The 21,805-nt window shown below is 74.9% G+C and carries 17 protein-coding genes and 1 pseudogene; 7 read left to right on the top strand and 11 right to left on the bottom strand.

Annotation, left to right across the window (positions count from 1 at the left end; translation table 11 throughout):
- The first annotated feature begins 33 nt into the window (after nucleotides 1–33).
- Both JOF41_RS30355 and ptsP read left to right on the top strand, forming a co-directional pair.
- Nucleotides 34–882: a ribokinase gene (locus JOF41_RS30355; protein ID WP_209623438.1), complete on the top strand. Its 849-nt coding sequence runs from the start codon at nucleotides 34–36 to the stop codon at nucleotides 880–882.
- Nucleotides 883–1,053: 171 nt separating this feature from the next.
- Nucleotides 1,054–2,686, top strand: a pseudogene (ptsP, locus tag JOF41_RS30350) (phosphoenolpyruvate--protein phosphotransferase).
- Between the two features lie 206 nt (nucleotides 2,687–2,892).
- Here ptsP and JOF41_RS30345 read toward each other — a convergent pair.
- Nucleotides 2,893–3,780, bottom strand: coding sequence for a LysR family transcriptional regulator (locus JOF41_RS30345; RefSeq protein WP_189221582.1), 888 nt, complete (start codon nucleotides 3,778–3,780; stop codon nucleotides 2,893–2,895).
- Nucleotides 3,781–3,821: 41 nt separating this feature from the next.
- On the opposite strand from JOF41_RS30345, the gene JOF41_RS30340 reads away from it, so the two are divergent.
- A complete protein-coding gene (locus tag JOF41_RS30340; protein WP_209623437.1) occupies nucleotides 3,822–4,226 on the top strand; it encodes a hypothetical protein in 405 nt (134 codons plus the stop codon).
- On the opposite strand, the gene JOF41_RS30335 is transcribed toward JOF41_RS30340, so the two are convergent.
- The 6 genes from JOF41_RS30335 to macS are packed head-to-tail and all read right to left on the bottom strand — an operon-like array spanning nucleotide 4,201 to nucleotide 10,340.
- Nucleotides 4,201–5,382 carry a glycine C-acetyltransferase gene (locus JOF41_RS30335; RefSeq protein ID WP_189221584.1) on the bottom strand — a complete coding sequence of 394 codons (1,182 nt, stop codon included), beginning with the start codon at nucleotides 5,380–5,382 and terminating at the stop codon, nucleotides 4,201–4,203. The genes JOF41_RS30340 and JOF41_RS30335 overlap by 26 nt on opposite strands.
- Nucleotides 5,382–6,416 (bottom strand): L-threonine 3-dehydrogenase, encoded by a 1,035-nt coding sequence (gene tdh / locus JOF41_RS30330; RefSeq protein WP_209623436.1) that lies wholly within the window; start codon nucleotides 6,414–6,416, stop codon nucleotides 5,382–5,384. Before tdh ends, JOF41_RS30335 begins: the two co-directional genes overlap by 1 nt.
- A 36-nt stretch (nucleotides 6,417–6,452) precedes the next feature.
- Nucleotides 6,453–7,916 (bottom strand): SDR family oxidoreductase, encoded by a 1,464-nt coding sequence (locus JOF41_RS30325; protein WP_209623435.1) that lies wholly within the window; start codon nucleotides 7,914–7,916, stop codon nucleotides 6,453–6,455.
- A gap of 27 nt (nucleotides 7,917–7,943) precedes the next feature.
- Nucleotides 7,944–8,543 (bottom strand): DUF1707 SHOCT-like domain-containing protein, encoded by a 600-nt coding sequence (locus JOF41_RS30320; protein WP_209623434.1) that lies wholly within the window; start codon nucleotides 8,541–8,543, stop codon nucleotides 7,944–7,946.
- Between the two features lie 4 nt (nucleotides 8,544–8,547).
- Nucleotides 8,548–9,201: a response regulator gene (locus JOF41_RS30315; protein WP_189221587.1), complete on the bottom strand. Its 654-nt coding sequence runs from the start codon at nucleotides 9,199–9,201 to the stop codon at nucleotides 8,548–8,550.
- Entirely contained in the window at nucleotides 9,198–10,340 is a 1,143-nt protein-coding gene (gene macS, locus JOF41_RS30310; RefSeq protein WP_189221588.1) for a MacS family sensor histidine kinase, read from the bottom strand. Before macS ends, JOF41_RS30315 begins: the two co-directional genes overlap by 4 nt.
- A 162-nt stretch (nucleotides 10,341–10,502) precedes the next feature.
- Between macS and JOF41_RS30305 the strand changes: the two genes are divergently transcribed.
- Nucleotides 10,503–11,699, top strand: coding sequence for a diguanylate cyclase (locus JOF41_RS30305; protein ID WP_189221589.1), 1,197 nt, complete (start codon nucleotides 10,503–10,505; stop codon nucleotides 11,697–11,699).
- Between the two features lie 121 nt (nucleotides 11,700–11,820).
- Here JOF41_RS30305 and JOF41_RS30300 read toward each other — a convergent pair whose 3' ends face one another.
- Nucleotides 11,821–12,993 (bottom strand): AI-2E family transporter, encoded by a 1,173-nt coding sequence (locus JOF41_RS30300; RefSeq protein ID WP_372448501.1) that lies wholly within the window; start codon nucleotides 12,991–12,993, stop codon nucleotides 11,821–11,823.
- A gap of 53 nt (nucleotides 12,994–13,046) precedes the next feature.
- Here JOF41_RS30300 and JOF41_RS30295 point away from each other — a divergent pair, with 53 nt between their 5' ends.
- The 3 genes from JOF41_RS30295 (at nucleotide 13,047) to JOF41_RS30285 (ending at nucleotide 19,349) form a co-directional block, all read left to right on the top strand.
- Nucleotides 13,047–15,227 (top strand): translocation/assembly module TamB domain-containing protein, encoded by a 2,181-nt coding sequence (locus JOF41_RS30295; protein ID WP_209623433.1) that lies wholly within the window; start codon nucleotides 13,047–13,049, stop codon nucleotides 15,225–15,227.
- A 171-nt stretch (nucleotides 15,228–15,398) separates the two neighbouring features.
- Nucleotides 15,399–16,244 carry a hypothetical protein gene (locus JOF41_RS30290; RefSeq protein ID WP_209623432.1) on the top strand — a complete coding sequence of 282 codons (846 nt, stop codon included), beginning with the start codon at nucleotides 15,399–15,401 and terminating at the stop codon, nucleotides 16,242–16,244.
- A gap of 198 nt (nucleotides 16,245–16,442) precedes the next feature.
- Nucleotides 16,443–19,349, top strand: coding sequence for a beta strand repeat-containing protein (locus JOF41_RS30285; RefSeq protein WP_209623431.1), 2,907 nt, complete (start codon nucleotides 16,443–16,445; stop codon nucleotides 19,347–19,349).
- Between the two features lie 56 nt (nucleotides 19,350–19,405).
- Here the strand turns inward: JOF41_RS30285 and JOF41_RS30280 are convergent, their stop codons facing one another.
- The 3 genes from JOF41_RS30280 to JOF41_RS30270 all read right to left on the bottom strand — a co-directional run bounded on the left by JOF41_RS30280 (nucleotide 19,406) and on the right by JOF41_RS30270 (nucleotide 21,752).
- Nucleotides 19,406–20,209, bottom strand: a complete 804-nt coding sequence (locus tag JOF41_RS30280; RefSeq protein ID WP_209623430.1) for a GGDEF domain-containing protein — start codon at nucleotides 20,207–20,209, stop codon at nucleotides 19,406–19,408.
- A 66-nt stretch (nucleotides 20,210–20,275) separates the two neighbouring features.
- Nucleotides 20,276–21,169 carry an exonuclease domain-containing protein gene (locus JOF41_RS30275; protein WP_209623429.1) on the bottom strand — a complete coding sequence of 298 codons (894 nt, stop codon included), beginning with the start codon at nucleotides 21,167–21,169 and terminating at the stop codon, nucleotides 20,276–20,278.
- A gap of 19 nt (nucleotides 21,170–21,188) precedes the next feature.
- Nucleotides 21,189–21,752 carry a TetR/AcrR family transcriptional regulator gene (locus JOF41_RS30270; RefSeq protein WP_209623428.1) on the bottom strand — a complete coding sequence of 188 codons (564 nt, stop codon included), beginning with the start codon at nucleotides 21,750–21,752 and terminating at the stop codon, nucleotides 21,189–21,191.
- Between the last annotated feature and the right edge of the window lie 53 nt (nucleotides 21,753–21,805).

Below are 21,805 nucleotides of genomic sequence, written 5' to 3'. Positions count from 1 at the left end.
CCTCTACTCATCCCGGCCGGCAGAGTGCGGAGGATGACCTCGGTTCTGGTGCTCGGGTCGGCCAACGCCGACCTCGTCGTCTCGGTTCCGCGCAGGCCCGCCGGTGGCGAGACGGTCCTCGGCGGCGACACCGCCGTGCTGCCCGGCGGCAAGGGGGCGAACACCGCGGTGGCCGCCGCGCGGGTGGGCGGCTCGGTGTCGTTCCTCGGCGCGGTCGGGCCGGACCAGTACGGCGAGCTGCTGCGCTCGTCGCTGGAGTCGGCGGGCGTGCGCACTGAGCTGCTGCGCACCTCGTCGCGGCCGACCGGCATCGCCTACATCACCGTGACGCCCGACGGGGAGAACTCCATCGTCGTCGCGCCGGGGGCGAACTCCGACGTGGTGGTGCCCGAGCTGCCGTGGGAGTCCTTCGCGGTGCTGGTCTGCTCGCTGGAGGTGCCGGTCGACGTGGTGGAGGGGGCGGTCCGCGCGGCCGCCGAGCGCGGGGTGCGGCCGGTGCTGAACCTGTCGCCGGTCACCGAGGTCGCCCCGGACGTGCTGGCCCTGCTGGACCCGCTGGTGGTCAACGAGCACGAGGCCGCCTCGCTGGCGGGCACCCTGCCGGGCCTGCTCGACCTCGGTCCGAAGTCGGCGGTGGTCACCCTGGGCGCGCGCGGCGCGGCGGTGGTGACACCGGAAGGCGTCACGGAGGTGCCCGCGCCGGAGGTGGAGGTCGTGGACACCACCGGGGCCGGTGACGCCTTCGCGGGCGCACTGGCCACCCGCCTCGCCGAAGGCGACCTCCTGCCCGCCGCGGCCGCCTTCGCCACCCGGGTCGCCGCCACCTCCGTCACCAAACCCGGCGCGCAACCGTCCTACCCCACCCCCTCCGACCTCCGGTGACCCCCAACCACCCCCCCAACCACCACGCGAGGCCGCGTCGGCCTGTCGGCATGCCTTTCGGAAAAATCACGCCCTTCGATTTTTCCGAAACGCGTGCCGATGGGCCGACTTCCAGGCGGCCGAGCCCGCCGCGCCGGAGGCGCGGCAATCCAAGGGAGTATGGTCTAGACCATGTCGAGCACGCGGCTGAGCGGTGTCGGTGTCAGTTCGGGCCGGGCGTCCGGCCCCGTGGTGCGGGTCGCCGAGCCGCTGGGGGAACCCCCGACCACGCCCGCGCCCGCCGATCCCCCGGCCGAGGCCGCGCGCATCCGGCCCGCCGCCGAGGTCGTGGCCGAGCGGCTGCGGCAGCGCGCCGCCGCGGTGAGCGGCGACGCCAAGGCCGTGCTGGAGACCACCGCTGCCATGGCCGCCGACCCGGCGCTGCTGGGGCAGGCCGAGAAGCTGGTCACCGACGAGTCGCTGCCCGCCGCCCGTGCTGTGCACCAGGCCGCCGCCGGGTTCATCGCGGCGCTGGAGGCCGCAGGCGGGTACATGGCCGAGCGGGCGGGCGACGTGCGCGACGTGCGCGACCGCCTGGTCGCCGAGCTGCTGGGCGTGCCCGCGCCGGGCGTGCCGGACCTGACCGGGCCCAGCGTGCTGGTCGCCCGCGACCTGGCCCCGGCCGACACCGCGGGCCTGGACCCGGCCACCGTGCTGGCACTGGTCACCGAGGAGGGCGGACCCACCTCGCACACCGCGATCCTGGCCCGCTCGCTGGGCATCCCCGCCGTGGTGGCCTGCCGGGGTGTGCTCGCCGCCGAGGCCGACGCGCTGCTGGTGGACGGCGACACCGGCGTGGTCGAGGTCTCCGACGGCACGGTCCGCGCCGCGCACGTGACGGGCAAGGCCGAGTGGAACGGCGTCGGCGTGCTGCGCGACGGGCTGCGGGTGAAGGTGCTGGGCAACGTCGGCTCGCCCGCCGACGCGGTGGCCGCCGCGGCCGGTGGCGCGGAGGGCGTGGGGCTGTCGCACCGAGTTCTGCTTCCTGTCCGCCGCCGACGAGCCGTCGGTGGACGAGCAGCGCGCGGCGTACGCGGCGGTGCTGGCCCCGTTCGCGGGCAAGCCAGTCGTGGTGCGGACCCTGGACGCGGGCGCGGACAAGCCGCTGCCCTTCCTCAACCCCGACCCGGAGCCCAACCCGGCGTTGGGCGTGCGCGGCCTGCGGGTCGCCTTCGACCGGCCGGACGTGCTGGAGCGGCAGCTCCAGGCGATCGCGCTGGCGGCGGCGGACAGCGGCGCGGAGGTGTCGGTGATGGCCCCGATGGTGGCCACCGCCGCCGAGGCGGCCTGGTTCGCCGAGCGGGCGCGGGCGGCGGGCATCGCCCGCGCGGGGGTGATGGTCGAGATCCCGGCCGCCGCGCTGGCCGCTCGGGAGATCCTGGAAGTGGTGGACTTCGTCTCCATCGGCACCAACGACCTGGCGCAGTACACGTTCGCGGCGGACCGCCAGGTCGGCGCGGTCGCGGCGCTGAACGACCCGTGGCAGCCCGCGCTGCTGCGGCTGATCGCGCAGGTCGGCGAGGCGGGCACGGCGGCGGGCAAGCCGGTCGGCGTGTGCGGCGAGGCGGCGGCCGACCCGCTGCTGGCCTGCGTCCTCATCGGCCTGGGCGTGACCAGCCTGTCGATGAACCACACCGCGCTCGCGGGCGTCGGCGCGAAGCTCGCCGCCACCAGCTTCGACCTGTGCCAGCTCGCCGCCCGCGGCGCCCTGGCCGCCCCCGACCCCGCCTCCGCCAAACTCGCCGCCCGAGCTGTGTTGAATTGACCCGGCTTCGCCGGGTCGGCGAGGCCGCCTGGGAGTCGGCCCATCGGGACGCGTTTCGGAAAAATCGAAGAGCGTGATTTTTCCGAAAGGCATCCCGACAGGCCGACGCGGCCTCGCGTGGTGCCCACCGGGCCACCCACCTGCCGTCGGGGTCACCTGATTGCGCGAGTCGCGCGTTCGGGCACCGCGAGTCGCGCGTTCGGGGGTCAGGTGGGCTGGTGGGCCGCGCAGCGCACCAGCTCGTCGCGGACCAGCTTGACCAGCGGGTGGTCCTCGCTGCCCCGGCGCACCGCCGCGAACACCCGGCGCAGCGGGGCCTGGCCGCGCACCGGCTGGCCGGGCAGGGCGTTGCGCGGGGCCAGCGCCACGCCCGCGCCCGCCCGGACCAGCGCGCCGATGGCCCGGAAGTCGTCCGAGGTGTGCCGCACGCGCGGGGCGAAACCGGCCTGCCCGCACACCAGCTCCACCACGTCGCGCACCGGGTTGCCGGGCAGCGGCGCGACCCAGTCCTCGTCGGCCAGCGCGCCCAGGTCCACCTCCGCCGCCCCGGCCAGCGGGTGCTCCGGCGGCAGCACCACGTCGAAGGGCTCGGTGTAGAGCGGGAAGCGGGTCAGCCTGCGGTCGTCGGCGCGCGGCGCGGCCCGGTGCTCCTCGGTGATGGCCAGGTCGATCTCGCCGTCCAGCAGCAGCGGCACGCTGGCGTGGCCCTCGGCGTCGCGGACCCGGATGGCCACGCCGGGCGCGGTGGTGCGCAGCGCGGCCACCGCCGGGGCGACCACCTGGGTGATCGCCGACGCGAAGCTGGCCACCTCCACCCGCCCGGTCTTGCCGCCCGCGAACGCCGCCAGGCCCGCCTGCGCCCGCTCCAGCTCGGCGGCCACCGCGTTGGCGTGCCCCACCAGCAGCTCCCCCGCGGCGGTCAGCGCGACCCGTCTGCCCCGGCGGCGCAGCAGCTCCTGGCCCGCCTCCGACTCCAGCGCCGCGAGCTGCTGCGACACCGCGGACGGGGTCAGGTGCAGCGCGCGGGCGGCGGCGGTCACCGTGCCGTGGTCGGCGAGCGCGCTGAGCACGCGCAGTCGCCTGGGGTCGATCACCCGTCCATCCTCGCCCGCGTCGCGTTTGAGCGCCGTCGCGGGTGACCGATTCCCCCTGCGTGACGATCAGCGGCAGGGTGGTCAAGATCGCGGTGGCCGGGGTGTTCGCGCTGGTGGTGTTCGGTGTCGTGGTGCCGAGCGTGCGCGCGGGCGGGTGGGCGGTCAGCGGCACCGCCGTCTCGTCCGCGCTGCTCGCGGTGGTGCTGGTGGCGGCCCTGCTGGGCACCGTGGACGAGCACCGCCCGCGCATCAGCGGGCGGCGCTCCTGGCTGGCGCTCGGCGCGGTGTGCGCGGCCGGGGCGGTGGCCGGGATCGGGTCAGCCCTGCTGGAGCGGACCACCGGCCAGGTCTGGCCGCGCTACGCGGTGCTGGCGCTGCTCGTCGTGCTGCTCGTCGTGCACTTCCTGCACGGGCGCGGGGTCACATCCGGTCGCGCGCGGCGATGAAGGCGTCCACCGCGCGGTTGACGTCGTCGGTGGAGTGCGCCGCCGACATCTGGGTGCGGATGCGCGCCTTGCCGTGCGGCACCACCGGGTAGGAGAACCCGATCACGTAGACGCCCTGCTCCAGCAGCAGGTCCGCCATCCGCGACGCCTCCGCCGCGTCGCCGATCATCACCGGGATGATCGGGTGCTCGCCGGGCAGCAGGTCGAAGCCCGCCTCGGTCATCCGGGACCGGAACAGCGCGGTGTTCTCGCGCAGCCGGGTCAGCAGCTCGCCCGAGGAGCTGAGCAGGTCCAGCGCCGCGACGGCGGCGGCGGTGATCGACGGGGCCAGCGAGTTGGAGAACAGGTAGGGCCGGGACCGCTGGCGCAGCATCTCCACGATCTCCGCCCGGCCGGAGGTGTAGCCGCCGCTGGCGCCGCCCAGCGCCTTGCCCAGGGTACCGGTGACGATGTCGACCCGGTCCTGCACGCCGAACAGCTCGGGCGTGCCGCGCCCCTGCGGGCCGACGAAGCCGACCGCGTGCGAGTCGTCGACCATGACCAGCGCGTCGTACTTCTCGGCGAGGTCGCAGATCTCGTCCAGCGGCGCGAGGTAGCCGTCCATGGAGAACACGCCGTCGGTGGCGATCAGCCGGTAGCGGGCGTCGGCGGCGTCCTTGAGCTGCTGCTCCAGGTCGGCCATGTTCCGGTTGCGGTAGCGGAACCGGCGGGCCTTGGACAGCCGCACGCCGTCGATGATCGAGGCGTGGTTCAGCTCGTCGGAGATGATCGCGTCCTGCGCGCCGAGCAGCGTCTCGAACAGGCCGCCGTTGGCGTCGAAGCACGAGCTGTAGAGGATGGTGTCCTCGGTGCCGAGGAACCGCGACAGCCGCGCTTCCAGCTCCTTGTGCGGCTCCTGCGTGCCGCAGATGAACCGCACCGAGGCCATGCCGAAGCCCCACCGGTCCAGCGCGTCGTGCGCGGCCTTGACCAGCGCCGGGTGGTCGGCCAGGCCCAGGTAGTTGTTGGCGCAGAAGTTCAGCACCTCGGTCGGCGAGGTGGCCACCCGCACCGCGGAGTTCTGCGGGCTGCCGATCACCCGCTCGGCCTTGTACAGGCCCGCCGCGCGGATCTCCGCCAGCCCGGTCCGCAAGTCCTCCCGCATCGCGCCGTACATCAGGCAGCTCCCGTCCAGTCGAGGATGACCTTGCCGCACTTGCCCTCGCGCGCGGTGGCGAAGGCGCGTTCGAACTCGGTGCAGTGGTACCGGTGGGTGATCACCGGCGCCAGGTCGAGGCCGCGTTGCAGCAGCACCGACATGGAGTACCAGGTCTCGAACATCTCCCGGCCGTAGACGCCCTTGATGTGCAGCATCTTGAGCACGACGCTGCTCCAGTCCACCGGGAACTCGACGGCGGGCAGGCCCAGCATGGCGATGCGCCCGCCGTGGGACATGTTGTCGATCATCTCGCGCAGCGCGGAGGGCTGCCCGGACATCTCCATGCCCACGTCGAAGCCCTCGGTCATGCCCAGCTCGGCCTGCGCGTCGGCGACGGTGCGCGCCGAGACGTCCAGCGCCAGGTCGACGCCGACCTTGCGGGCCAGGTCCAGCCGGTGCTCGTTGACGTCGGTGATCACCACGTTGCGCGCGCCCGCGTGCTTGGCCACCGCGGCGGCCATGACGCCGATCGGGCCCGCGCCGGTGATCAGCACGTCCTCGCCGATGACGGGGAAGGACAGCGCGGTGTGCACGGCGTTGCCGAACGGGTCGAAGATGGCGGCCACGTCCAGGTCCACCGGGGTGCGGTGCACCCAGGCGTTCTGCTCGGGCAGCACCGCGTACTCGGCGAACGCGCCGTCGCGCTGCACGCCCAGGCCCAGGGTGTGCGCGCACAGGTGGCGGCGGCCCGCCTTGCAGTTGCGGCACGTGCCGCAGACCAGGTGGCCCTCGCCGCTGACCAGGTCGCCGACCCGCACGCCGGTCACGGCGGGGCCGGTCTCGACGACCTCGCCGACGAACTCGTGGCCCAGCACCAGCGGCGCGCGGACCGTGCGCGCCGCCCACTCGTCCCACGAGTCGATGTGCAGGTCGGTGCCGCAGATCCCGGTGCGCAGCACCCGGACCAGCACGTCACCGGGGCCGGGGGTGGGGTCGGGCACCTCGGTCAGCGCCAGTCCCGGCCCGGCGGAAGCCTTGACCAGTGCCTTCATGGCGGCAGTGTGCGCCCGCCGCACTTGTGCGGTCCATCAGGACTTTCTGAACTCACTTGTAAGCTCCGCTTCACTGGTGATGTTGCGGACCATGCCGCCGAACACCACGCCGTGGAACGGCCACACCAGCCACCAGTACAGGTGACCGGCCAGGCCGCGCGGCACGAACACCGCCCGCTGGCGGTAGACCGACCCGCCGTCCCCGCCCGGCGCCACCCGCAGCTCCAGCCACGCCAGGCCGGGCACGCGCATCTCCGCGCGCAGCCGCAGCAGCCGCCCGCGCTCCACCTCCTCCACCCGCCACCAGTCCAGCGCCTCGCCCACGTGCAGCCTGCGCGGATCGCGCCTGCCCCGGCGCAGCCCCACCCCGCCCACCAGCCGGTCCAGCCACCCGCGCACCGCCCAGGCGGGCGGGAACGAGTACCAGCCGCGGTCGCCGCCGATGCCCTCCACGACCTCCCACAGCCGCTCCGGGGCCGCCGCGCTGCGCCGCTCCCGCACGTCGACGTAGGACGAGCCGCCCGACCAGGCCGGGTCGCTGGGCAGCGGGTCCGACGGCGCGCCCGGCACCGACGCGCCGGACCAGCGGGTCTCCACCTCGGCGTCGCGGACCCTGGCCAGCGCCAGCGCCACCGCCTCGTCGTAGCCGGTCAGCGGACCGGGCAGGTGCTCGTCCACGTCGTGCTCGCGGCACACCACCTCGTGCACCAGCGACTCGATCAGCGGCACGGCGATCGACCGGGGCACGGGCGTCACCAGGTTCACCCAGTGGGCGGACAGCCGGGGGGTGAGCAGCGGCACCGGCAGCACTCGGCGCGGGCGCAGGCCCGCCACCCGCGCGTACCGCAGCATCATCTCCAGGTAGGTCAGCACCTCCGGGCCGCCGATGTCGAAGGTCCGGTTCACCCGCGCGGGCAGCTCCACCGCCTCGACCAGGTAGCGCAGCACGTCCCGCACGGCGATCGGCTGCACCCGGTTGCGCACCCAGCGGGGCGTGACCATCACCGGCAGCCGCTCGGTCAGGTACCGCAGCATCTCGAAGCTGGCCGACCCGGAGCCGATCACCACCGCGGCCTGGAGCACCACCGCGGGCACCGACGAGGCCAGGAACACCTCGCCGACCTCCTTGCGCGAGGCCAGGTGCGGCGACAGCGCGGCCCCCGGCGGGTGCAGCCCGCCCAGGTAGACGATCCGCCGCACGCCCGCGGCCTCGGCGGCCCGCGCGGTGTTCACCGCACCGCGCCGGTCGGCGACGGCGAAGTCGGCCTGGTGCAGCGAGTGCACCAGGTAGTGCACCACGTCCACGTCGCGCGCGGCGGCGTCGAGCGACGCGCGGTCGAGCACGTCGCCCCGCACCACCTCGACCTCACCGGCCCACGGCACGTCGCGCAGCTTGGCGGGGTCGCGGACCAGGCAGCGGACCCGGTGGCCCGCCGCGATCAGCCGGGGGACCAGCCGACCTCCGAGGTAGCCGGTCGCACCGGTGACGAGGCAGCGCACCCCACGATCCTGGGCGCGCGGCGGCGATCACGCACGGCGGAAGCCGAACCGCTGCTTCTTGGTGCGGATCTCCAGCGAGCCGGCGCGCACCGACCCGCGCACCACGAAGTGCGGGCTGCCCCCCACCCCGGTGCCCAGCTTGTCCGTCACCACGCTGCCCATCGTGGCCTCCACCTCGTCGGCGTCCACGGTCGCGCCCTCGGGCAGCACCAGCTGCACCATCCCGCCCGCGACGTCGAGCTCGACGTCCACCACTGGGTGCGGGATGTCGGCCTCGCGGAAGTCCAGCGCCGTGGTGCCCATCCGGTTGCGCACCACCAGCGACCGGGGCACCGACCAGCGGCCCTTGCGGCTGACCGAGGACATCGTGGTCTTCAGCTCGGTCCGCTCGCGCGGCGCCACCGAGGGCCCGGCCGCCTGGTCGCCGTGCACCACGCCGGGCAGGTCGAGCAGCACGGAGTTCAGCTCGCCGCGGGTGCGCGAGGCCAGCGCCGTGTCGGTGCGCTCGGTGAACTCGTCCAGCGTGATCAGGCCGCGGCCGATGGCCTTCTGCAGCAGTCCCACCACGTGCTCGCGCTCCGCGTCGGACACCCTCAGGTCCTTGGGGTCCACGGCCGGTCCTTCCATGTCTTCAGCCCTCCGGGTCGACGTCGAGACCGTGCTCGATCGCGTACCGCGCCAGCTCGACGCGGTTGTGCAGCTGCAACTTGCGCAGCGTGGACTGCACGTGGTTCTCCACGGTGCGGTGCGAGATCACCAGCCGGGTGGCGATCTGCCTGGCGGTCAGCCCCTTGGCCACCAGCCGCAGCACCTCGGTCTCCCGCTCGGTCAGCTGCGGCTTGTCCCGCTCGTCCGGGGCCGCCGCCATCCGCCGGTACTCGCCCAGCACCAGCCCCGCCAGGCCCGCGGTGAACACCGCGTCCCCCGAGGCGGTCCGGTTGACCGCCGCCACCAGCTCCTCGCAGGAGGCGGACTTGACCAGGTAGCCGGAGGCGCCCGCCTTCACCGCCTCCAGCACGTCGTCGTGCTCGCCGCTGGCCGAGAGCACCAGCACCCGCGTGCCGGACAGCTCGGCGGTGATCAGCCGGGTCGCGTCGACCCCGGACTGCTCGCCCAGGTTGAGGTCCATCAGCACCACCGCCGGGCGCACGGCGCGGGCGATGCGCACCGCGGAGGGCGCGTCACCGGCCGTGGCGACCACGTCGAAACCGCGCTCGCTCAGGTCGCGCGCCACGCCATCGCGCCACAGCGGGTGGTCGTCGACCACCATCACGGACACGCTCATCGGTAGACCCGCACCTCCCACTCGGTGCCCTCCCCCGGCCCCGTCTGGAGCTCCAGGGTGCCACGCAGCGCCTCCACGCGGCCCCGGATCGACTTCGCGATGCCCATCCGGCCCTCGGCCTCGGCCACCGCGATCCGCCCCGGCGGGATGCCGGGGCCGTCGTCGCGCACGCTGAGCACGACCTCCTCGCCCAGGTCCTCCAGCAGCACCCACGCCTTGGCGTCGGGCCCGGCGTGCCGCTCCACGTTCGACAGCGCCTCGCGCACCACGGCGGCCAGCTCGGTCACCGTCGTCGCGGGCAGCATGACCCTGGTCGCGGGCGTGGCCACCTGCACGCGGGGCGTGGCCAGCAGCTGCAGCGCCGGCCGCAGGTCGGCGTCGCCGTCCACGGTGGACTCGCTGGGCGCGGCGGCGACCAGCGACCGCAGCGCCACCTCCTGCTCGCCCGCCAGCCTGGCCAGCTCGGCGGCCTCCCCGCCCAGCTCCACGCCGCGCTTGCGGACCCTGGCCAGCACCTGGAGCACGCCGTCGTGGATGGACCTGGCCAGCCGCTCGCGCTCCGCGGTCGCCGCCTCGGCGCGCAGCGCCCGCGCCAGCCGCACCGCCGAGCGGCGCGCGGTGGTCGACACCATGCCCACGACGAACCCGGCGCCCGCCAGCAGCACCACGTCGCGGACCAGGTCCACGCTGAGCGCGCCCCGGTTGAGGTAGGTGCCGAGGCCGACGGCGAACCCGGCCAGCCCGCCCGCCACCTGCCCGCCCAGCGCCCCCGCCGCCACTGCGGGCACCGACGCCCAGATGGTGGTGATCAGCGGGACGTTGTACAGGAACTGCGCCGGGGTCATGATCAGCGGCGACAGCGACATCAGGCCGCACGCCACCACCAGGTCGGCGACGACCACCCACGGCCGCCTGCCCGCGCGCCTGCTGTAGGCCTGGACGGTGAACACCGACCAGGCGGCCATCACCGCGATCACCGCCCAGGCCAGCCACGGCCGCTGGTAGCCGGAGCTGTGCACCGCCGCGTTACCCAGGGCGAAGAGAAACGTCACTATCCGTAGTGCTACCGTCCCTCGCCAGAGGTGCGCGACCGGGTCTTCCGCCACCGGCGGACCCGCTGCGGCTGCCTGTGCGTGCACGATGGACCCCCTCCGGAGGTCATCTTGCCTTGCCGAGGTGGTCCAGCTAACCCCCAGGTGGCGGTCTGTTCCCGTTCCGATGCCTGTGCAAGGCTGGCCGAGTCCGGCGCTCGCCGCAGGGGGTGGCGGCACCGGACTTCCCGTGGTGGGGGGTGGGCGAGGGTGCGCGACTGGCCGCTCTGGAGGCTCAAGCGCTCCGCCCTGGCCTACTGGCTGCTCGTCGACGCCGCGGCGCTCGCGCTGGTCGTCTACGTCATCGCCACGTCACCTCGGCCCGACCCGGAGCAGATCGGCCGGTTCGCCGCCATCGCGGGCACCGCGGGCGCGGTCGTCATCGGCAGCTCCATCTACAGCCACCGGATGGGCGAGACCTCCCGCAACCCGTGGGCGGCGCACCTGAGCTACCTGGCCGCGGGCGCCGTGGCGCTGCCGTGCAACCTGCTGGTCCTGCTGCTGTTCGGGCCCGCCCTGCACGGCGTGCTGAGCCAGCGGCCGGAGTCGCACCGCTGGCTGTTCACCCTGTCCGCCACCGCGCTGTCGGTGTTCGGCGCCCGGTTCGCCATCGGCTGGACCGAACCAGCGGCCGAGCTGCCGCAGCTGGTCGTGGGCGCGGTGGCGCTGCTGGTGGCGCGGGCGGTGCTGATCGCGCTGGGCCTGCGGCTGCGCAACCCGAGCGCCCCCGGCGGCGAGGTCGTCGGCGAGCCGATCGACGCGGTGCTCGGCGTGGTCGCGGTGAGCATCGGCGGCCTGATGGGCTCCGCCGCGCTGGGCGACCCGGCGCACGCACTGCTGGCCGGGCCGCCGATGGCGCTGCTGGAACGCGCCGCGCAGCTGCCGCAGTGGCGCCGCTCCGCGCAGCGCGACGCCAAGACCGGCCTGGCCAACGCGGCGCACTGGGACGCCCGAGCCCGCTACGAGCTGTCCAAGGCCCGCCCCGCGCAGCGGCCGATGGCCGTGATGCTGCTGGACCTGGACCACTTCAAGCGGGTCAACGACGAGGTCGGGCACCTGGCGGGGGACGCCGCGCTGAGCGCGGTCGCCCTGCTGCTGAGCACCACCACGCGGCGCGGCGACCTGGTGGGCCGGTTCGGCGGCGAGGAGTTCGTGGTGCTGCTGCCCGACGCCGAACCCGCCGTGGCCAGGTCGGTGGCGCAGCGGGTCCGGCAGGCGGTGCAGGAACTGGCCGTGCCGACGGTGCGCACCGACGGCAGCGAGCACCTGCTGACCGGGCTGACCGTGAGCATCGGCGTGGCCACCACCGAGCGGTTCGGCTACGAGCTGCCGGACCTGCTGGTGGCCGCCGACTCCGCCCTGCTCGCCGCCAAGGGCTGCGGCCGCAACCTCGTAGAAATGGCTTGATCCCGCTCAAGCCTTCGCGAGCCGCGCGTTCGGACACCACGAACCGAGCGTTCGGGACACCCGGGTAGTACTTACCGGCCCTCGCGCGCACCTCGGGTAGTACTTGCAGACGCGGTTGGGGTCAGCCGCCGACCTCGTCGTCCACGCGCTCCCCCGCGGCCTTGTCCGTCGGTCCGGTCTCCTGCGGCTCGTGCACGTCCACCTGCTGCGGCGCCACGTGCCGGTCCGACTCCGACAGCAGCGACCGGATGCCCGAGTTCAGCACCGCCAGCAGCGGCACCGACAGCAGCGCCCCGGCGATCCCGCTGACCACCAGCCCGGCGGTGATCGCCAGCACCACCGCCAGCGGGTGCAGCTTCACCGCCCGCCCCAGCAGCAGCGGCTGCAGCACGTGGCTCTCCAGCTGCATCACACCGATCAGGATCGCCAGCACGACCAGCGCCGCCACCGGGCCGTTGGCCACCAGCGCCACCAGCACCGCCACCGCGCCGGTGATCACCGCGCCGATGATCGGGATGAACGCGCCCAGGAACACCAGCGCGGACAGCGGCACCACCAGCGGCACGCCCACGATCCACAGCCCGATGCCCACGCCGACCGCGTCCACCACGGCCACCGCCGCGGTCGCCCGCACGTAGCTGACCAGCGAGGCGAACCCGCGCCGCCCGGCCACGTCGGCCCGGTCGCGCACGTCGGCGGGCACCACCCGGATCAGGAACCGCCAGATCCCGTCGCCGTCGTGCAGGAAGAAGATGAGCGTGAACAGGGCCAGCAGGATGCCGGTCATCAGCTCGCCCACGGTCGCCGCCGTGGTGAGCGCGCCCGAGGTGATGTCGCTCTGGTTCTCCTTGACCGTCTCCACCGCCCGGTCGAGGTACTGCTGCAGCTGCACGTCGCTCAGGTGCAGCGGCCCGTCCCGCAACCAGTCGCGGATGGTGTCCAGGCTGGCGCTGACCTGGCTCTGCAGCTCCGGCAGGCCCTTGGAGAACTCGGTGATCACGAAGGTGAGCACGCCGCCGACCACGGCCAGCCCCGCCACCAGCACGAACCCGGTGGCCAGCCCGCGCGGCACGCCGACCCTGCTCAACTGGGACACCGCGGGGGACAGCAGCGCGGCCAGCAGCAGCGCGACGCCGGTGGGGATGACGATCGTGGCGAGGAACCCGACCACCTGCGCCACCACGTACAGCGCGGCGACCACCGCCACGAAGCGCCAGCTCAGCGCGGCGCTGACGCGCAGCAGCGCGGGCACCCGGTCGCCGGGGCGCGAGTCCGGTCCAGTCACACCGATCACGGTATCCCGCCGAGCGCTGGTCAACACCGGTGTCGGGATGATCGGATCGAACGGTGCCCGATCTCACGTCCGCAGAACAGCGGGTCCGCGATGCCTTCGTCACCGGTGCGCGCGTGGTGTTCGGACCGGGGACGGCCAAGCGCGACCGCACGGTGCGCGGCGAGGTGCTGACCGCGCTGCTGACCGGGCCCGCGCCCGCCGGGCTGCCCGCGCTGCGGCTGGTCGGCGCGCACGTCGTGGGCCTGCTCCGGCTGGAGGGCGCGCGCGTGCGGCACGTGGTGGACCTGCGGGACTGCGTCTTCGAGCAGCCGCCGGACCTGCGCATGGCCCGGTTGACCGGGTTGCGGCTGCGCGGCTGCCGGATGCCCGGCCTGCGCGGGCGCAACCTGCGGGTGGGCAGCGACCTGGTGCTGGAGGCCGGGTTCACCAGCGACGGCGTGGTGGACCTGACCGACGCGGCGGTGCGCGGCACGGTCCGGTTGGCCGGGGCGGTGCTGCGCGGCGGCGACCACGCGCTGCTGGCCGCGCGCATCCGGGTGTCCGGCTCGATGCAGGCCATCGCCCTGCGCGCGACGGGTGAGGTGCGGCTGCGCGGCGCGAACTTCGGCGGCAACGTCCACCTGGGCGGCGCGCGCCTGATCAACCCCGGTCAGGACGCCCTGGAGGCCACGGGCGTGCAGGTCGCGGGCACGCTGTTCTGCGACGCCGAGGGCGGCCGGTTCACCGCCGAGGGCCGGGTGCTGCTGCCCGGTGCGCGGGTCGGCGGCGACGTGGTGTTCTCCGGCGCGCGGCTGCGGTCCAGCGCGGTGGACCGGCCGGTGCTGGTCATCCCGCGAGGCACCGCCGACGAGGCCGCGTCACTGGTGGCCGACCGCGTCCGGGTGGACGGCAACGTGGAGCTGGACGACGGGTTCACCGCCTCCGGCACGGTGCGGCTGCCCGGCGCCGAGGTCGGCGGCTACCTGCGGCTGTCCGGCGCGGTCATCGGCAGGCCGGAGGCGCTGGAGGTGCTGGACCGCGCCGACGAGCACATCCCGGTGGCGCTGCACGCCGACGGCATGGTGGTGCGCGGGGACCTGGAGGCGCGCGGCGCGGTCGACGGCGGTTTCCGAGGTGACGGCGCGCGGGAGTCGGCGCTGCGCGTCTACGGGCAGGTGCGGCTGGTCGACGCGCACGTGCGCGGCAGCGCGAGCCTGTCCGGCGTGCGGCTGCACGGCCCCGGCATCGACGTGCTGTTCGCCGACCGGCTGCGGGTGGGCGGCACGCTGTTCCTGCGCGAGCTGCGCGCCGAGGGCTCGCTGCGGCTGCAGAACGCCGAGATCGGCTCGACCCTGGACTGCGCCGGCGCGGTGCTGGAGCGGCCCCGGCGCAGGCCGGACGGCTCGGTGAAGCCGTCGCTGGACGCGCGGGTCGCCACGGTCGGCAAGGACCTGCTGTGCGACGACGGGTTCCACGCGGCGGGCGGGGTGCGCGTGCGGCTGGCCGAGGTGGGCAAGATGGCGAACTTCGCGGGCGCGAGGCTGGGCGGTCCGGCCGGCGACATCGCGCTCAACGCCTACGGCCTGACCGTCCCGCAGCTGGTGCTGCGGCTGGGCGAGGACCGGGTGCCCGAGGGGCGCGTGCTGCTGACCAGGGCGCGGGCGACGGCGGTGTACGACGGCCCCGGCCTGTGGGCGGCGACCGGCGGGGTGGCCGTGGAGGACTTCACCTTCACCTCGATCGACTCGACGCCCCCGGTGGACGTGGGCACCCGGCTGCGCTGGCTGCGCCGGGTGCAGCCGGACTTCGCGCCCGGCCCGTACGAGCAGCTGGCCGCGGTCTACCGGGACGGCGGCGAGGAGGAGCTGGCCCAGCGCGTGCAGCTGGAGAAGCAGCACCGGCGCTACTCGGAGCTGGGCTGGGCGGGCCGGGTGTGGGGCTTCCTGCAGCGCTGGACGGTCGGCTACGGCTACCGGCCGTGGCTGGCCATCGCCTGGCTGACCGCGTTCTGGCTGGTGGGGTCGCTGTGGTTCGCGGGCCACGAGATGACGCGGCTCAACGAGGACGAGGTGCCGGTGTGGAACCCGTGGCTGCTGTCGGTGGACCTGCTGGTGCCGATCGTGGACCTGGGTCACGACGGCAAGTGGCGGTTCACCGGTGCTTCGCAGTGGATCTCCAGCACCCTGATCGCCGTGGGCTGGATCCTCGCCTCGACGGCGGCGGCCGGGGCGGCGCGCGTGCTCAAGCGGATCTGACCACTGTGAGTGATATTCGCGAACGGTGCGTGTTCATCACACGATCCGGCGAACTCGGCTCCGTGGACGTGCGATCGGCCCGTCGGTGCCGGCAGGCTCTCGGCGTCGGCTTGATCACCGAGGTCTTCCAGCCGGCGGATCCCAGCACTTCTCCAGGTGGAGGTACCAGCGGTGTCGACCGGCGACCAGCGAGCGGGAACGGGGGCGAGCCGCGTCCGGCGGCTGCTCACCCGTGCCGCGCTGGTGGCCGGTGGCGCGCTGGCGGGCAGCGCCGTCGTCTGGGCGCTGTCCGCGGCCCCGGCCTCCGCGCAGGTCGCCGAGGAGGGTGACGCGCTGACCTCGGCGCTGACCTCGGCGACCGAGCGCACCCCGCTGACCGGGGCGGTCGCCCCGGTGGTGGAGCCGGTGACCGGGGCGGTGGCCGACCTGGACGCCACCCTGCGCGCGCCGAGCGAGCTGGCCCGCGAGGCGGCCCCGGCCGACCTGGGCCAGGTGGCGCACGACATCGGCGGCACCGTGGGCCAGATGGGCACGCTGTTCCAGCCCGAGCCGGAGCGGCCCGCCGTGGCCGCGGTCCTCCCCCAGGTCGACGTGGTCGGCCGCACGGCCACCGTGTCCGCCCCGTCCCTCGCGCCGACTCAGGCCACCGCGCACCCCGCTCCCGTCGCGGAGCTCCCGGTGCCCGAGGTCCCCGAGTTCGCGGGCACGTTCCACGAGCTGAGCAAGACCTGGCCCGCCCTGTCGGCCCAGCACCTGCCGGTGCTGGCCGCCGAGGAGCACCCCACCCTGCCCGGCGACCCGTCCCGCGTCCCGTCGATGCCGTTCGCGCCCCCCGCGAGCGCACCGGCGCACTGCTCCTGCGGTGGCGACGGCTCCGGGTCCGCAGGCGGCGGCAGCGCGTCCTTCGCGAGCGCGTCCGCCCACCGCACCGCTTCCGCCACCGGCCGGGCCGCGCTGCCCGGCGACGAGCGGAACACCGTGACACCCGGCAAGCAGCCCGGCATCACCCCTGACTGATCCCCGCGCGCGGTCCGCGGCGGCCCTCCGGCCGCCCCGGTAGTCGACCGACGCGCGGTTCGTCGCGCTCTCAACCGGTCGCCGCGCTCCGCACCGCCCTCAGAACCGCCCTCAGATCCGGGTGGTCGCCGTCCCGACGCCTGCCGCGTCCGACCGCCCGCCCACCACCTCCCGCAAGGGACATCGGAAGGAGAACCCATGCAGACCTGGGCCAAGCGCGGTATCCAGTCCGCACTTGTCACTGGTGGTTTGCTGATGCTCGGCACGGGCATCGCCTCAGCCCAGGAGAACGTCAACCCCGACGCCTCCCCCTCGCCGCTGGACGCACGGGTCAAGATCCCCGTGGACGTCGCGCACAACAACGTGGGCACCCCGCACGGCAACCGGGACCTGCCGGAGTTCCACCGCGAGATCGGCACCGAGCAGCTCGCCGGAGCCGTCCCGGCCCCGGTCAACCCGCTGCTGCGCGGGGCGCGGGAGCGCCTGGGCGCCACGGGGGTGCACCGCGTCACCCGAGGCAACACCGTCGACAGCGACATCGTGGTCCCGGTCAGCGCCTGCGGCAACGCCATCGCGGCGGGCGGCGACGCCTACGCCGAGGGCCGCTGCGCCAGGACCGACGCCAGCACCGGCGCCATCACCACCGACGGCTCGCGCGGCTCGCTCGCCGGCAACGTCACCTCGCTGTCCGCCGCGGTCCCCGTGCAGGCGGGCGGCAACGCGGTCAGCGGCGTCGGCAACGCCGAGTCGCGCGCCGTGATGGAGCAGCAGGCCGCCGCGGGCGGCGACATCACCACCTCCGGCCGGGACAGCTCGCTGTCGGGCAACGTGGTGGCGGGCCAGTGGGCCGTGCCGGTGCAGTTCACCGACAACGCGGTCGCGGGCGCGGGCAACGCCCGCGCCGACTCCTACGCCGCCGGCTACGCGGTCACCCCCGGCTCGCTCAAGACCGACGGCGACGGCAGCTCGGTCGGCGGCAACGCGCTGGGCGTCCCGCTGGCCCCGATCGTGGCGGTCAACGGCAACGGCCTGTCCGGCGCGGGCAACGCCGACGTGGCGGGCGGGCACCACGCCAGGGCCGAGGCGGGCACCACGCGCAGCGGCATCCACGGCATCCCCACCTGGCTGGGCACCAGCGGCGAGAAGGGCACCCTCGCGGGCAACGCGCTGCAGCCGCAGCTGGCCGGACCGGTGGTGGCCAGCGACAACGCCACCTCCGCGCTGGGCAACTCCGACGTCCGCTCGGGCACCTCCAACCACTCCAGGGCCGGTGGCTTCACCAGCACCAGCGGCCAGGGCTCGACCCTGTCGGGCAACCTGGGCGACGCGCCGGTCGCGCTGCCGGTCTCCGGCGGCGGCAACGCCCTGTCCGGCCTGGGCAACACCACCGCGGGCCACACCAACGACTCCAGGGCCACCGCGGGCGGCGGCACGTTCACCAACGGCGACGGCTCGGTGCTGTCCTCCAACACCGCCACCACCCCGCCCGCGACCGCGGTCGACCTGTGCGGCAACGGCGTGTCCGGCGGCGGCCTGGCGGTCGGGGGCTGCGAGAACACCGTCAGCTCCGAGGCGGGCGGCTACAACGCCAGCCGGGGCAACGACAGCGTGGTGTCGGGCAACATCGGCCAGGTCCCGCTGGCCACGCCGGTCGAGGGCTTCGGCAACGGCCTCACCGCCGTCGGCCAGGCCGACGGCAGCACCACCGAGCACAAGCTGGTCCGCTCGGGCGACACGCCCAACAGCAAGGACGACGACGGCACCATCTCCAGCAACGTCGTCTCCGCGCCGACCGCGCTGGGCGCGCAGGGCTTTGGCAACGCGGGCGCCCTGGTCGGCAACCCCACCTCGGACACCGGCGGCAGCACCGTGGTCAAGGCGGGCGGCTCGCCCGAGGCGACCGGCAAGCACGGCTCCCTGTCCGGCAACATCCTGCACGTGCCCACGTCGAACCCGGCGCAGAAGTTCGGCAGCACGGCGGTGGCCGTCGGCAACGGCTCGACCGACACCGACAACAAGCTGTTCTCCACCGCGGGCGGCAAGGCCACCTCCACCGGTGACGAGGGCTCGCTGGCTGGCAACGTCCTCTCGCTGCCCGCCGCGACCTCGCCGCAGGTCTTCGGCACCGCGCTGGGCGCGGGCAGCAACGTGGAGAGCGACACCTCCAACAACTTCCGCTCGGTGGCGGGCGACGACGTGACCACCTCCGGTGACCGGGGCTCGTGGTCGGGCAACGGGCTGACCGCGCAGTCCGCCCTGCCGCTGCAGGTCTTCGGCGACACCGCCACCGTGGCGGGCAACGGCAAGTCCAGGGCGCTGAACTGGTCCGACGTGATCTCCGGCGGGGACCACCGCACCTCGGCCCAGGACGCCTCGATGTCGGGCAACCTGCTCAGCCTGCCGCTCAACGCCCAGCCGGGCGCGTTCGGCGACGCGGTCGCGGTGGCGGGGCTGGCCGACAGCCGGACCGCCAACGCCAGCTACGCCCAGTCGGGCGGCCGCACCAGCACCGAGGGCTCCGGCGCGGGGACCGCGCAGGACACCGAGCTGCCGGTCGAGAAGGTGGCGCGCGTCTACGACGTGCCGGTGGACGTGCTGGGCACCGCCAGCACCCAGGTGCTGGACGACAACCTCCAGCGCACCGGTGAGGACGACGAGCACGGCAACGGCTCGAAGGGGCTGCTGGGCATCGACCTGCCGGTCGGCGTGGACAGCCTGATGGGCGTCACCGAGCTGCCCCGGCTGACCCGGTTGACCAGGCTGGACCGGATTCCGCTGGCCACCGTGGACGGGCTGGCGGACCGGCCCTTCGCGGGCACCCTGCCCCTGGGCGCCCTGCCGGTGGGCGCTCTGCCGGTCGGTGCCCTGCCGGTGGGCGCCCACCAGCGCAGCGTGCCGACCCTGCCGGTCGCGGCCCCGGTCGCGCTGCCGCTGGTGCTGCCGGTGCCCGGCGTGGCCCAGCCGCGCTCCGCGGTCCCGGCCATGCCCGCCCTGCCCGAGGCTTCGCTGAGCGACCTCAACGTCAGCCCGCTGGACCTGGCCGGGGGCAGGCAGCTGCCCGCCCTGAGCGCCCTGGACGCCACCAGCATCCTGCCGCGCCTCTGACGCGCCGCATCCGCGAGGCCCCCGGCGTCCGCGCCGGGGGCCTCGCCCGTTCCGGATCAGCCGCGCAACCGGTCCGCCACGTGCGCGACCACCGCGTCCACCGGAGCTTCGCCGTCGCTGGTCACCCAGCAGACCCGCACCTCCGGCCGCAGCCACCCGTCCGCGACCCGCACCGCGGGCCCGGCCAGCGCCCGCACCCGCTCCGCGATCGCCGCGCCGCTGCCGTCCGGGTGCTCGGCGACCACGGCGAACTCGTCACCGCCGTAGCGGGCCACGGTGTGGTCCGGGCGCAGCCCTTGGCGCAGCCGCCCGGCCAGCGCGCGCAGCAGCTCGTCGCCCCGCTCGAACCCGTGCTCCCGGTTGACCCCGGCCAGCCGGTGCACGTCGAGCAGCACCAGCGACACCAGGGTGCCGTGGGTGCGGGCCCTGGTCAGCGACTGCTCCAGCCGGTCGAGCAGCAGCGCCCGGCCGGGCAGCCCGGTCAGCGGGTCGACCAGGCCCGCCGAGGGCGGCGGCACCGGAGAAGCGGCGGGCCGCAGCAGCACCAGCAGCCGGGGCTGCCCACCCACGACCACCGGGTGGTACTCGGCCCACAGCCGGGTGTGCGGCAGCACCATCGGCACGGTCAGCGCCGCCCCGGTCCGCAGCACCTGCGCGGCCAGCTCCGCGCAGCTGGGCAGCGGCGCGCCCGAGTCGTCACTGGCGGCGGGGCAGTGCGCGCCCGCCAGCTCGGGCAGCCGCAGCAGGTCGGCGGCCAGTCGGTTGCCCGCCAGCACCGCGCCCCCCTGGTCCTGGAGCAGCACGCCCACCGGAAGCGCGGCTACCAGGTCGTCCCAGGAACTCGTCTGCACGGTGCGCATAGGACTCGGGCCTTCCGCCGGCGGCAACCCCGTCCGTCACAACCCTTCTCGCCGGTCCATCGCTTTTCAATAGACCTGGGACCACCCGGACCGGTGATCTTTCCCGGCCGCGAGCAACCCCAGCATCGCGGCGAAGTCCTCCTCGGACACGATCGGCACCCGGTAGGCGCGGGCCCGTCGCGCCTTGCCCGACAACGTCCACGGGTCCGCCGCCACCAGCACGCGCGTCGCCTTCGTGACGTACCCGCGGTTGACCCGCAGCCCCGCCGCGCACGCCCGCCGCTCCCACACCTCGCGCGGGTCGGCCATCTGCCCGGTGAACACCACCAGGTCACCGCGGCTCAACGCGACCGGCTCCGGACGCGGACGCGGCGGCGCGGACCCCCGCCGCACCTCCGCCACCGCGTCACCCGGCACGACCGGCCACACCGCCGCCGCGACCCGGTCCAGCAGCTCCGGCCACCGACCACCCGCGCGCAGGTATCCCGCGAACAGCTCCGCTGTGGCCCGCGCGTCGTGCAACGCCGAGTGCGCCTCCGCCAACACCACACCCGCCGCCTCGCAGCACGCCCGCAGCGAACGCCCGACCCCCGGCAGGAAGTCCGCCGCCAACCGCATCGTGCACAACCCGACCAGCGGCACGTCCACCCCCAGCCGCGCGAACTCCGCCGCCAGGAACCGCGCGTCGAACGCCAGGTTGTGCGCCACCACCACCCGCCCGGCCAACAACCCCGCCAACGTCCGCGCGACCTGCGCGAACGTCGGCGCGTGCCACACGTCGGCGGCGCTGATCCGGTGCACGCGCCCCGGCCCGAGATCGCGGCCGGGGTTCAGCAGCGTGCACCACTCGCCGGTGACCGCACCGCCCTCGTCCAGGTGCACCACGGCCACCTCGACCACCCGGTCCGCGCGGCCAGCGGCGAACCCGGTCGTCTCCACGTCGACCACGGCGTATCCCACAACCGGCGGACCTTACCCATCACGGCCCGCCGCGCAGCGACCGCAGCACCAGCTCCACCAGCGTGTCGGCGAACGAGTCGCACAGCGGCGCGGAGCGCAGCAGCCACCGCTGGTACACCGGCCCCAGCAGCAGCTCCGCCGCCGCCACCACGTCCAGGTCGGCGGAGATCTCCCCGAGCAGCTGCGCCCGCCGCAACCGCTCCTCCACCGCCAACCGCCGCGGCGCCATCAGCAGCGCCAGCAGGTCCGCCCGCTCCTCGTGCACCAGCAGCCTGCACACCTGGTCGAACCGCCGCTGCGTCACCTCGTCGATCGCGTCCGCCACCGCCCGCCGCAGGTCGTCGGCCAGCGCCGAGGGCCGCGGCGGCTCCCGCCCGCCCGGCTCGAACTCCAGGAACGCCTCGAACAGCAGCGCGCCCTTCGACGGCCACCAGCGGTAGATCGTCTGCTTGCCCACCCCGGCCCGCGCGGCCACCGCCTCGATGGTCAGCCCCGCGTGGCCGAGCGCCTCCACCAGCTCCAACGCCGCTGCCAAGGTCGCCCGCCTCGACTGCTCGCTGCGCCGCGCCGCGTCGGGTGGCATCCGACGATGGTAGAACCGCGGCGGCCCCGCGCGACCGCATTCCGCGAGAGAGG

Origin of the sequence: Saccharothrix coeruleofusca (assembly GCF_017876325.1) — a bacterium.
GTDB lineage: Bacteria > Actinomycetota > Actinomycetes > Mycobacteriales > Pseudonocardiaceae > Actinosynnema > Actinosynnema coeruleofuscum.
This window is presented reverse-complemented; position numbering and strand designations above follow the sequence as displayed.